This window comes from Endozoicomonas sp. ALC020, from assembly GCF_049275935.1.
GTDB lineage: Bacteria > Pseudomonadota > Gammaproteobacteria > Pseudomonadales > Endozoicomonadaceae > Endozoicomonas_A.
The window spans coordinates 5,826,595-5,839,073 of sequence record NZ_CP184830.1; the positions used below are offsets into that span (position 1 = coordinate 5,826,595).

At 41.2% G+C, this 12,479-nt stretch carries 9 protein-coding genes and 2 pseudogenes; 5 read left to right on the forward strand and 6 right to left on the reverse strand.

Annotation, left to right across the window (positions count from 1 at the left end; all coding sequences use genetic code 11):
* Window positions 1-86: 86 nt before the first annotated feature.
* Together ACOJUO_RS21360 and ACOJUO_RS21365 are read right to left on the reverse strand one after the other, a co-directional pair.
* Window positions 87-413, reverse strand: coding sequence for a hypothetical protein (locus ACOJUO_RS21360; protein ID WP_422138091.1), 327 nt, complete (start codon window positions 411-413; stop codon window positions 87-89).
* 419 nt (window positions 414-832) lie between these two features.
* A complete protein-coding gene (locus ACOJUO_RS21365; RefSeq protein WP_422138092.1) occupies window positions 833-3,799 on the reverse strand; it encodes a death domain-containing protein in 2,967 nt (988 codons plus the stop codon).
* Window positions 3,800-4,610: 811 nt separating this feature from the next.
* Between ACOJUO_RS21365 and ACOJUO_RS21370 the strand changes: the two genes are divergently transcribed.
* Together ACOJUO_RS21370 and ACOJUO_RS21375 are read left to right on the forward strand one after the other, a co-directional pair.
* On the forward strand, window positions 4,611-4,829 hold the full coding sequence (locus ACOJUO_RS21370; protein WP_422133938.1) for a hypothetical protein: 219 nt from the start codon (window positions 4,611-4,613) through the stop codon (window positions 4,827-4,829).
* 590 nt (window positions 4,830-5,419) lie between these two features.
* The gene (locus ACOJUO_RS21375; protein ID WP_422138093.1) at window positions 5,420-5,719 is read left to right on the forward strand and encodes a hypothetical protein; all 300 of its coding nucleotides are present in this window, start codon (window positions 5,420-5,422) and stop codon (window positions 5,717-5,719) included.
* A gap of 409 nt (window positions 5,720-6,128) precedes the next feature.
* Here ACOJUO_RS21375 and ACOJUO_RS21380 read toward each other — a convergent pair whose 3' ends face one another.
* From ACOJUO_RS21380 to ACOJUO_RS21390, 3 genes are all read right to left on the reverse strand, one after another.
* Window positions 6,129-7,511, reverse strand: a complete 1,383-nt coding sequence (locus tag ACOJUO_RS21380; protein WP_422138094.1) for a Fic family protein — start codon at window positions 7,509-7,511, stop codon at window positions 6,129-6,131.
* Window positions 7,512-8,270: 759 nt separating this feature from the next.
* Complete coding sequence (locus ACOJUO_RS21385) at window positions 8,271-8,597, reverse strand: hypothetical protein (protein WP_422138095.1); 327 nt, start codon at window positions 8,595-8,597, stop codon at window positions 8,271-8,273.
* A 569-nt stretch (window positions 8,598-9,166) separates the two neighbouring features.
* The gene (locus tag ACOJUO_RS21390) at window positions 9,167-9,889 is read right to left on the reverse strand and encodes a hypothetical protein (protein ID WP_422133941.1); all 723 of its coding nucleotides are present in this window, start codon (window positions 9,887-9,889) and stop codon (window positions 9,167-9,169) included.
* Window positions 9,890-10,202: 313 nt separating this feature from the next.
* Here ACOJUO_RS21390 and ACOJUO_RS21395 point away from each other — a divergent pair.
* The 3 genes and pseudogenes from ACOJUO_RS21395 to ACOJUO_RS21405 all read left to right on the forward strand — a co-directional run.
* Window positions 10,203-10,451: pseudogene (locus ACOJUO_RS21395) on the forward strand (hypothetical protein); the annotation flags it as partial.
* A complete protein-coding gene (locus ACOJUO_RS21400) occupies window positions 10,424-10,546 on the forward strand; it encodes a tyrosine-type recombinase/integrase (protein ID WP_422140085.1) in 123 nt (40 codons plus the stop codon). The pseudogene ACOJUO_RS21395 and the gene ACOJUO_RS21400, both read left to right, overlap by 28 nt.
* Before the next feature lie 179 nt (window positions 10,547-10,725).
* Window positions 10,726-11,319, forward strand: a pseudogene (locus ACOJUO_RS21405) (IS91 family transposase); the annotation flags it as partial.
* 212 nt (window positions 11,320-11,531) lie between these two features.
* Here the strand turns inward: ACOJUO_RS21405 and ACOJUO_RS21410 are convergent.
* Complete coding sequence (locus ACOJUO_RS21410) at window positions 11,532-12,188, reverse strand: hypothetical protein (RefSeq protein WP_422138096.1); 657 nt, start codon at window positions 12,186-12,188, stop codon at window positions 11,532-11,534.
* Between the last annotated feature and the right edge of the window lie 291 nt (window positions 12,189-12,479).

Here is a 12,479-nt window from a genome sequence, read left to right on the forward strand (position 1 = left end):
CTGGGTTCACGATCCAGACATTCTTTGCAGTTATTGAAAGCTGGTACCGGTTTTTTACAAACTTGACATAACCCACTGTTTGGTGATCAACCTGAACCATCGTCTCCCCCACTCCCTCCACCATCACGGCTGCCCCGATTTTGACGACCATAGTCTTTTTTAAATTGGGTGTCGGCAGGTGGGGTTTCACTAAGGTTTGTCATTTGCTTTTGAGCCTGACTGCTTCCCCCGGAGTGGCTCGTCCCGTTGGGAACGAAGCCTGGGAAAAAAGACACACTAAGTAATTGTTTAGGACTTAAAATGAATTCTTGTTTTGCATAATGAGGATAGTCTTCTGCTTGTAAAGGTTGTGCCGGGTTACTGCTCAGGTACTGTTCAAATGCAGCTTCCGGATTATCGGGATTTCTGGACAATGTCAGAAAAAGTCCTGAACTCCATTTGATATGGGTGGCACTGTGACCGGCATTTATTCTCACCTATTCTGATATTTCTCAGAAACACTATTGAATTGCACAGTCGGGCTACTATAAACGACCGCGTCACTCTGTCCCAAAACTGCCAAAATCAATGGGCATGAGCCTTATGCCTCGCTGTAGCATGGGTAGCTCCGTTCATTGCAGGCAGAGCCAACAATTCATGACCACGTCCATGGGACGTGGTTTTTCGCGGTGCACTAAATTTTATGAAACACCTCAGAAACAGATCACATGGTTACATGAAAATACCAAAATTGGCTGTCCCGACTGTTGATGCCCACTGTTGTTTTACCGCTGCCATAAAATGCTCCAAAATCACTGAATTGAGACGACTTTCGATAAAAAAGTTAATGATTTCAAAGAGCATAAAGTTCCATTATATCGTCTACAAGATCATCTCGTCCGATGTTTTCAAGAACAATCAGTAAATCTACAAAGGTAATTCGGACTTTCAATTGTTGCCATAGTTCTAGCATTGCCATTGCCTTATCTTCAACTCTCTCGTTATCAGCATCAATCTTTCTTACATCAGCATTACTAAGGAAAGAGCTTTTGGCAAAATTTTCCCAATCTTCGTCAAGCTTAAATCCAATATTCTGGAGTACCCCTTGTGGTAAAGCAAAGTCCAAACTTACAGACTGCGGTATTCTTATTTTTGATGACAGATGCTGAGGATGTGCTACTGCGTGAGAAGCAACTTGCGATAATGGATAAAGTTCGGAATCCGATTCTTTAGACAATTCATCAGATAGTTCTTTTGGAACCATACCAAAGATCAAAAGCATACTACGTATGAATTCATCTTTTTTTTCTTCCCCACTAAGTTTTAGCACTTCAAAAAGCTGCTCTCTGGCTTTAGAAGTAAAAGTCCTTAAAAAATCAAGTTGCTTATAGGGAATACCTTTTATTAAAAGAGCATGCTCCGGAAAAACTTTTGTCAAACGTTCTGAAAACATTGATTTTACAATAGCCAAAGCCGTAAACATAGTGCTAACTTCTTCAGCATTTGATGATCCATCAGCAGAAACAAACAATGCCAGATTTTGAAGTGATTGATGACTGTTAACCTCAAGAAAATCATCCCTGTTGTTTGGAGTTAGAAAAGAATATTGATTGTGATTTGCATAACCCCACATAATAACGTCGAATAAACCGTCATCATCAACATCCGGAAGACCAAAAAAAAACTCAGCATAAATCTCTCTGGCAAAGCTATTTAACATTACCATTACTTCATATCCCAATGGTACAGTTTCTTCTTTTACCAAGGGAACAGTCAATTTAAATAACTGATAAATAAAATTAATCAATTCTGCTTTCTTATGGCAATGCAATCTTGAATAAGAAATTTGATCCGATTCATCAGATACCAAAAGATTATTGCTCGCTAGATAGTTTATCAATTTGCTTCTGAATAGTGTTAAAGAAATTTCGTTCTCATATACATCCCTTTTTAATGCGAGCGCTTGTATAATTCTCATCACCTCAACATAATCATCGACTCCCTGGGATTTAGCCAATTCACCGACTTCTGAAATAAGGGAGTAAAGTGCCAGATTTCCTTTTGTAAATTCAACCCATTTTGAATGAAATTTACTTAGATTATTCTTGTCTAAATAAAAGCGATGAGATAAAAGCTTATAAAGCTCTGGTAGATTATAGTAGTCATTATGGTGAAAATAATGTATTGCCTCCTTTTCATTTGATCTCAAAGTTTGAAACCACTGAAATACATCAATTGCTAAAGCATTAAAATCTTTTGCTTCAGACAGTGGCATTTCGCTATTTTGATCTGTTGAAGAGGAGAGCTCTTTATTAGCTACCTGCTCAAATAAATTAGATTCACGATTCAGGCATTCACGGCATTTATTGAAGGCAACAACAGGCTTATTGCAATTTTTGCATAGTCCACTGCTTGGTGATCTACCGGATCCATCATCTCCCCCACTCCCTCTTCTACCTTGGCTTCCTTGATGGTGCCGATCATCGTCTCTTTGAGATTGGCTATAGCCGGGAGGTTTCGCGCCAAGGTCTGCCATTTCCTTTTCAACCTGACCGGTTCCTCCAGAGCAACCGATCCCAGTGGGGCAATGGCCCGGAAAAACAGACACACTAAGCAATTGTTTGGGACTTAAAATAAAATCTTGCTGCGTATAGCGACGATAGTCTTCTGCCTGTAAGGGTTGTGCCGGGTTACTGCTCAGGTAGTGATCGAATGCAACTTCCGGATTATCGGGATTTCTGGACAATGCCAGAAAAAGTCCCGTACTCCTTTCAAAATTTGCACCCTTTATTTTACGCCAGAGTTCCTGCGAAATAATAATCGCCTGCTCATTCCAACCCTGTTTGATTTTGAGAAGAATCCGGGTATCCCAAATCTGTTTTTTTAAGGTTTCGCCATCAGCGTCAGGGACAGGTACAAGGATTATTCTGCTGACCAGGTCACTCATCCATTCAAAAGAGTAAAGAGGCGTTAACCCATTTCCCGGCCTTTTCTTGAATAAATCGTCTAAATCATCACCACCAAAACCGCCACCACCAGACCTTGTGAATGATTCGCTGTTATCGATAGTATCAGGTGCTGCAGATATTGCTAAAGGCCCACTGGTACGGCTATTGTCGTCAGAACTGACAGGCTCATTTCTTACAGCCTGTTTATTACGATAAAAAATATCAACAAATGATGCTTTTTTGCCATCGAAAGTATTGCTTCTCAAAGGCGACGGAGAACGGGTGAGTTCTGAAAGAATACCACTACATTCCGGTTCTATAAGCCATTCATTACCATTATTTTCAACGGCCAGAACCAGCGAGTGATTACCTGCGGGCAAACGCCATCGGGCCGTGTACTCATACTGCCAGCGACCAGTACCTGGTGTCGATGCCAACAGTCTCAATCTCACGTCTTGTATATCGGGCAAACCCTTATCCGTTAAAGACTTTGTAATTACCGGAGGAGAAGGAATATTCTCCGACGAGAATACTGGAGGTGTCCTGAAACAAAAAACAAACCGGTCATTTGGTAGGCCATTCAAAATGATATAAAGCTGATTATTATCCAGTTCAGAAATTGTTTTATCGATCTCGACATTTGACTTGCTATCATAAGTGAGATGAAGCGGCGGACTGTGCCCTATAAACGACAGTTTGCTAATCCCCTCCAATGTCTCACTCCTTTTTTCAATGGCTTTGGAGGAACTCATACAAGCTGTCCAGCTCAACAGGTTGGAAAAAGCAGCACTGTGACCAACAAGAGGAAAAGTCACAGCCAGAATGAATAACATAAACAAGCGAATCATAGTCAGAAGTTTTACTGTTTTCATGATTGGATTTGCCTAAAGATCTTATCAACGAGGCATAACAATAGACCTTAAATTTGAAAATGCTTTATTTATTCCCATCTATTCAGTGCCTGTCTGAAAAACTTGATGTGGCAAGGATTTTCCGGACATTTTTTTACCCTGCCTTGCATGTTTTTATTCACCTCGGGCGGGTGATGTAGTGTCACATCGATCAGGCCATGTCCAGAAGTCAACAGTAGGCAGTAGGCAGGTATCGTGCCTCGTTATTCTGAAGAATATCGCCAACACCTTAACGGCTTATCAGGTGGTATGCAGAGACAGCAAGGACACATGTAGACTGTTTGCGGTGATCCGTACCACACAAGTTTGCTGGCGGAGTTCCCTGGCACTCCAAGATGGGGAAAGCCCATTACATGGCGAATGTGAACAAATTCCCCCACAAGGCAGCGGCAAGAGTGAAAGCTATCATGCAGAAATGGTGAAATTTCTTTCTCCATTAACCATATGGCCATTCACTACTGAGCAAAGAAAAGAGTTAAAATTAAAACCATGTGCCAAAGGCTTAGAGTTTGTCTAAATTTGGACAAAATCAAACTAAAGCCACAAAGGATTTTGGCGAAAAATGTGCTTGCCAGAAAAGTTAGTCCCTGAACTAAAAGCTAACGATTTAAGAAACCGGCATACTGATTTTGATTTTTATTAGTGGCTGGTTGCATTCATCCCTAAAGGTGCCATTGCTCTTTAAACTCTTTATGCTATTGTTGCATTATAAAAAATAAATTCGTAAATCCTTTAGCTACATAAAACTTAATAAGTAAAAAAAGGAGCAACTGTGGAGCAGGCGATTCTAGTATTTCTTGAGCTAGTTTGGTTCAACAACGTTTACTTAGCTCGTTTAATTCAAGATTGCATTGAGCTTTACCCAGTCGTTCAGCTTTATGTGTCACAGGTTCTGACCAACCCTTTTTTTGAAAATTACGAACAAATAGAGGCTATTTCAGATTATATCCATCTTTATTGCTCAGAGTATGGGTATCCGGATGAAACCTGAGAAACCGTTAGAAAAATAAGATAAGCACAACTGCTATCTCTACATCCCTCTTATTAAATATGCGAACTCATCTTTCCTGATTTAAAATCAATGCCGACCTATAAAGGTCATTAATTTATGGAGCATACAGACTGCACTTTTGAATGGCTCAACCGAAATAAATAATCGGATAAAGAATGATCCTGAACTTAACTGTTAAGTCGAGCTCAAAAACACGACAGAAAGCGGGTCATCTCAAATCAGTGGGTGAAGGTCATTCAAAACGGAGTTAACACCCTTCAGGCAACACCAATAATGACACTACTCTAAAGTGTAATAGAGCACCAGACCAAGTACTTATAAAAACTGGGAACCAACGCTGACAGACACAAGATTACACTAAAGAATCATTGGAGACTGGCTCAAAACCAGCAGGCATCTACCGCTAAAAGATACTCCGAACAGGTTTTGATCGAACTGATTATCGGCACTTTTTTTGGTACATTACTTAACTACTGACAAAGCGGAAAAACTATCATACACCTGCCTGCTAACAGCTATTATGCCTATACTGTCCGAACAAAACGTACTATTTAAAGCTGAATATTGAAATGATTACTAAAGGTATAGTTCTATTACTTCTAGCAGTTACGTATAAAATTTTTGCACAACCTGGTGACTGTCTTGTAGTCACAAATGAAGATTTGTTATTAACAGAACACATCGAGTCTCTCCATAGGAACAGAGTACCTTCAGAATTACGTCCTCAACCAGAGCAAGAAGCAATTACAATTATTGGTAATTCTATCAGGAAGACAGATTCGGCTCTCTCCGAGGAAGATATTAATGATCGTTCTAAACGCTGGCTTCAGGAAACATTGGATGAAATGGAGCGAGAGGATCGGGAATAGGCGAACAACACCACCTTTAAAAGCATGGTTGGATCGTAGGCTAAACGACCGGTTTCATCATTGTTGTAATGCCCATGAAAGATCGAAGTATAGATTTCCCAGTAACCACCCATCAAAAATGAACAAAAGATTGCAGATGGAGCGGTTAATGATCACGTGCCCACTGGCCGCGAATACGTCACATCTCATATTGGGTTGCTGTTCGTCGTCCCGCGATTTTGCGTTGAGCTTTGTTCAGATCGGGTCGCGCAGATCGGGTCGCGCAGGTCGGGTCGCGCAGACCCTGCCTCGCGACAACGCCCTTGCCCTTTCGCTAACCTTTGGCAGCGAATACCTGGTAAGAGGACTTCACCTCTCAAGTTAAGTGCCATGCTCGGCACACACACTAAAATCTGGTATGCCGTAGGTGTCACCTGGTTTTTTTTGTTAGCTGCGTTCTCCATTTTTTCTGAATAGAATTTTTATCCATCATGTAGAAAAGCCACTCTCTACCGTGTTTCTTTTTTTCAAAAATATTTAGATCAACTAGTCCGTTTAGTACAGTTGAAGCAGTATTATACGAGCAACCAAGATTGTCTCTTACACTAGATGCTGTGAAGACACTTGCTGTACCACTCTTTGCCACCTGAAACACAACCCTCTGTTTTTCTGATAGCTTTTTATAAAGTCCTGAAGACCAAATCCATTGATTGAAACTTTCAATATCATCTAATGCTTTTTTATATGCTTCTTTGAAATTATTTATTGCTTTATGAATAATTCCACACTGATATTCGATAAAATATGTTAAGTCCATATCATCCGTCTCAGTATATAAATATGACATTCCATATTTTACAGGAGCAGCTCTTAGTAAAACACTTATTGCAATATATCTGAATGCTGCATAATCATTTTTGAACATGAACCAATAAAATAATGATCGGGCAACTCTTCCGTTTCCATCTCGAAATGGATGCTCAAAACCAATCGAAAAGTGCAATGAAATTGCCTTGACTAGTGGATGGAGGTAGTCTGAGCTATCCTCATCATCATGACATTGATTTATCCAGTCGCATAAAAGTTTAAACCGTTTCTTTATCCCTTTATGAGAAGGCGGTGTATGGACGGTTTCACCATCACTATCTACAACGACAACATCATCAGTTTGTCTAAATACACCTGGCGTATATTTATCATCATCAATGTCACTGACACCAATCCTGTGCATGTCACATATCAAATCAATAGTCAGAGGCTCATCTCTATTGTCCCATGCAAATCTCATCATTTTATAGTTTCCAAGAATCATTTTTTCATCTGATGTTCTTGGTTTTCTCTTTCTCTTGAGCATGTCTTTTGCTACAAGAGTCGTTGTAGCTGCCCCTTCCAACTGGCTACTACTAATTGCTTCATCTTCAATGAGATCATTTAGAAGATATTCAAAATGTTGCTCTTCCCCAATTTTGCTACTCATCCACTCTAGTGCAGCTGTAGTTGCGTTCCGATCAGTGTGTGAGATCGTTTTTTGAATCGATGGCGTAAGTATTAGGCTACATAGTCCGGTTGGTTCACCTACAGGCAGCAAGTTTACATACTGGCTGTTTCTAGACAGTTTTGTTAAGGACCATGCAATAGCTACATCTAAGCCTTTCTTTACTCGATATCGGAATTCATCAAAGGGTAAATAGCAACCTTTTCCATCTAAGGGCTTGTAATAACTAAGATAATCTCCAAATTTCTCTGGACTATATTGGGAGATTTCCTCAAATACATTTGGATTTAGGCCTTCAGGTGGTGGTGGCTTGAACATAATATATCTCAAAAAAGTGTGATATTGAGATATTCTAACTCAATATTTCTAGTTTGTCTCAATTATGTCGTATTTTGAGATGTGGAGAGAACAGCTAACGAGCCTTTAGAAAAACCCAAAAACAAAGCCGTAAACCTGCGGTTACTGTTATTAGCGAGTACTGATCTTCAGATTCGCGGTTAATTTGTATTTTTCCATTCTGGCTTATTAGCAGCCTGAGAACCGTTCAGAACACTGCAGGCGCCTCTGGCGGGGCAAGCTGTTCACATAAATACCGACCAAAGTCGTTTCAGCGTTTCTTTTTTGATCTTCTCCATTCGTTGTAGCAACTTTCCGCCGCCATAACCATGGATTTTCTTGAGATACAGGGGTTAAGTCGCTTCCGTCGCAGTGGGCTTGAGAACGTTAAATTGGTGTTTGGCTTGCATCTGCTGGCTTACAACCTGAGCAGGGCTGTAAAAGCCGTTATTTACGCTATTTTGTGGCTAAACAAGCTTCTCTGTTGGCTTTTTGAAAAATATTGGTTACTTGATAGAAAATGGGTCAGTCGGAAAAGAAACTCAGTAAAGCCTCATACTTTGCAAAGGAGAGAGCTTTACTGTATTTGAATTTTGGCTTTTACGACACCCTCGATTGGACGAGGGTTTACGGCGATTTTGCTAGATCTGCTCTTGAAATGTTTAATAAAAATTATGAATAATATCTATTCGCAAACTCATGGTTTTGTTGAAACTTTATGTTTAAGATATGGAGTAATAATCACCCTATAAAATAAGCAAACATTGATAACGAAGAATAGATTATGAACTTTCTCCAGTCTCTTCTACTTGGTCGTTCATTTTCTTCTTTTCTGAATATACAAGTTAATTTACGAATAAAGTAGATTGTTAAGAAAATAAACAGTAGAAACTGAGGAATAAAAATGGTCAATGCGTAAACCATCATTATTCCGCCCATGCTATCACCAGAACATGTCCATCCAGAATTTAAGCACCCGAGAAAATATATGATCAAGTATATCGAAATATTACCAATTCCTACCCAAAAAATTGAATCAGGTATAACTCCCTTTTCTTCGATTTTCATACCAGTCTCCTTGCTCGGTTTGAGCATCTAACGCCTAGCCTATAAGCGGCGGTGCATCTAGCGCCGCCGGATTCTCTTTTAAGGTGCGTTGTCAATGTTTTCTTTGAGCTGAACTCACTGAAACGCCGAGAAGATAAAGAGTATCCTTGCTGAAATCTTGATCATTAGGCCATTCTACTGAGCTAAAAGCTACTCTGACCTGTTTAAAATAAGAGACATCTTTGAGTATTGCATCGAGCTTCCTTTAGACCGGGTCGCGTAGACCGGGTCGCGTAGACCGGGTCGCGTAGACCGGGTCGCGTAGACCGGGTCGCGTAGACCGGGTCGCGTAGACCGGGTCGCGTAGACCGGGTCGCGTAGACCGGTCGCGTAGACCGGTCGCGTAGAACCCGCCTCACGACAACGCCCATGCCCTTTCGCCAACCTTCGGCTCTACGAATACCTGGTCAGAGGACTTTCACCTCCCAAGTTAAGTGCCATGCTCGGCACACACGTCATTTTCAACTGCTCCGCCGCAGGCGTAGTCTGCTGGAAATTTTTTATGCGCATGATCGTACTTGAATGAATTATTACGTTTTTTGATTAAGTGCCTGAATAAAAAGACGTATAAGTATTTCAGGGCAGTCTTTGTTTTTTAGAAGGAGGACAATAAACTCATCAGATGTATTTAAATTGCTAATCAGGTAATTTAGTGCGCGAGGGCTAAGATTATTGAGTAAGTTGACCCAACTTGGCGCATACGTTATCACTCCACTTCCTTGGCAATCAAAACCAGTATAATCACAGCTAGCAATAAAGTAAAATACTGAGCCATCATGTAGTTCCCCAAACATGACCCATGGAGCTTCATCTCTTTCACCTTCTGAATATGAAATCACTTTTTTAATTTCAAACTCCCTGTCTGTAGAATACTCCAGCATTCCTGCTTGAGGTGTTCCACGCACTTCCCAATCCCCATCTTCACTTAAATAGGAAGAATACGCGTAATTCAGCCACCTATTTCGACTTATAGTTCTTATTACATGTAGACCCGAGCTTTGTATTAATTCAGACAAACCCAAAAGAGATGAGTCACAACCAACCGCAGTTCGAAATGAAGAAATGCCTTGAAAGCTTAAATATTTTAAAATATTTGGAACAATTGAAGAGTTTGAAAAAACATCAATGAAACCTTTTCCAGTCTGTGAGCAGGCACAGTCTGAGAAACAATAGAATAAACATACTGTCTTTAGTAACTTTTTCACTTTTAAGTCATCATTCAAGTGATTAATAAGAAAATAATCATAGACCAAAACCTACCCGTCTAACTGGCTTTAACTGATTGCTGGCAGCGCAAAACCGAAAAACTGACGGGCGCACAATATGTACGTCCCAGTTGAGCCTGTTGTTGAACCAAGCCGCTACACGGAAAAAAAACTTACAATATTGCCTAATAATTCCTGATACCACATCAATTCTGATGTGTCTGAATAACAGGAATACCAAACATGAATTCAATCGAAAAAAACAGTTCGAAGAACTTTACCAAAAACACCTGACCGCACTCAAACTACAAAGCAAAAGCAAGCCCACCATTGATCTCTACAGCCGCCCGTTAGACGTCTTGCCAGCTATTTTAACTGCTGCCTCGATGCACTCAACACGGATGACCTTAAAACCTATTTTGCGGATCTGATCGAAAGCCACTCATGGAGTATATTAAAAACAGATCGCAACGGTATCCAGTTCTACTATGGACATGTGATCAACAAACCGTGGAAATTCATTGATATCTTCAAGCCTCTCTCAGTCAGGCGACTGCCGGGACTCCAATATTCAAAAACTTTATTCTCGTTACTTACAGTTCGGGACTGAGGTTAGGAGAGGCATTGAGCCTCACTGTCAACGATGTTGACTCAGACAGAATGAGTGTTCATTTAAGACAGCGCAAAGGCGGTAAAGATCGTTAGGTCCCACTGCCAACCCAAGCACTCGGGGCCCTGAGAACCCATTGGAAAACCCACCGAAATCCACGTTGGGTGTTTCCACAAGACCGGGATAAAGCAGAAAAACACCTGGCACAAAAGCCGATGAATCGCTCGTTACCCCAAAGAGCCATGAGAAATGCACTTGCCTACCAGTGCCGTGATATCACCCTCATGTGCACTTTGTAGTTCCGGATGGTGGTATTAATACCCGCCGTCGTGAATGGCGAAAGCTCAAGGGTAAATACCTGTTCAACAGTAACAACCTGGCCAGAGTCTTCCGGGGACGATTGTTGAAAGCCCCGAAAGAAGCGGGTTTACTGATACCAACGCTCAAAAAGTCATCGCCCGAACTCTGGGTGGTGAATTGTCAGCACGTCGGAAAAGGCGAACCTGCTTTGTAATACTTGTCCAGAGATCTCTACCGGGACGTTCTCACTGACCGGCAGATTACAGGTCATGATGACGGACAAGTGACTTTCATCTACCGGAACAGTAAAACCGGTGCAATGGAGCAGCGAACCATAAAAGGAGAAGACTTTATCTGGCTGGTTTTACAACATGTTCTGCCCAGAGGGTTGAGACGAGCCCGTGACTACGGATTCCTGTACTGTCGGGAGAGGCAGACTTACCTGATTCAGCTGATCTTGAAAGTCATGCTGGAACCTCTGTAACCCGTCATCCGACCCAAACACGCCTGCAGAACCTGTGGCTGCGATATGAAAGCCGTAGCATTCCGGTTCACAGGTTTCACCTGACCGATAAAAAAGGTCTCAAACTCACTCAACACGACAACGCCCGTGCCCTTTCGCTAACCTTCGACTCTGCCAATAACTGGTAAGAGGACTTTCATGTCTCAAGTTAAGCGCTATGCCCGGCACACACGCACAAAACTATATGTGCCGTTGACGTCAACTGGATTTTTTTGTAACACCTTGTCCGAAAAATGCGTTTAATATACGTTCTTTTTCTAACGACACCCAGCTTCAGTTGCGATAAATTTTCTCAATTCCACAATAGATAAATGTCCCTGGCTATTCTTGACTACGAAGGCTCGTTTTTTAAAACTGATTGGTACGCACCTTGCTGGCTGTACAAGGTGGTTTTGCTCGTATAATTTTTGCTTGGCGATAGTGTGCTGCCTGGCCTTTCTCATGGAATCTATATTAGAGCAACTGCCAACAGCCTGCTTGATGTTTATTCTTTTTGCGCTCCAGAATTCGCTGATATCACCCTTCAAAATATCAAATTTCGACACATCGAATTCAAGATCTTCAAGATGACAATCCCCATTATTGCTATCAGTACTATCGATAGATCTTCTTTCTCTATCTAACCCTCGCGTTTCATTTGCTTTATCATCATGTGAGTCAAGACTCATATCATATGGTTTGGTCTCTAATGAAATATTGCCTGTCACCTCATCAAGTAATATTTCCCCCTCATAAATGGGGACATTATATTTCTTGGCTAACTCCAGCACGTCGTCAGCACTTTTATCATCCACTAGCCGGGAAAATGACTCAATATCAACCGTCGGTTCAGTTCCATTTTTGTCACTCAATGTTGGAACAGGATTAGCCATACACACTGAACAGGAAAAAAGAGAGATTGCAATAGATTGCACAAGCCGACATTCATTAATACTCCGAACCTTCATACTTCACCTCAATAGCCTAGGAGCCTGTCGGACTTAAGCGTCCGTAGCGAGGATTGCAAGAAATTGAGGATAAAAATCTCTGTTTCTGAGGAGAATAGCGAGCTATTTGACGAAGAAACAGAGATTTTTAGACCAATTTATTGCAACCGCAGTAGAACAGTCTTAAGTCCGACAGGCTGCTAGGTTCCAAGAACATCATCTCACCATCACAAAGAGCGAGAAATACATAGGCAGTTTGACACATATTTTTGCATTTTC

Coding starts and splice junctions, on each gene's coding strand:
- ACOJUO_RS21385 (WP_422138095.1), bottom strand. CDS start 8,597: ATGAAAATCGAAGAAAAGGGAGTTATACCTGATTCAATTTTTTGGGTA.
- ACOJUO_RS21375 (WP_422138093.1), top strand. CDS start 5,420: ATGATTACTAAAGGTATAGTTCTATTACTTCTAGCAGTTACGTATAAA.
- ACOJUO_RS21380 (WP_422138094.1), bottom strand. CDS start 7,511: ATGTTCAAGCCACCACCACCTGAAGGCCTAAATCCAAATGTATTTGAG.
- ACOJUO_RS21365 (WP_422138092.1), bottom strand. CDS start 3,799: ATGAAAACAGTAAAACTTCTGACTATGATTCGCTTGTTTATGTTATTC.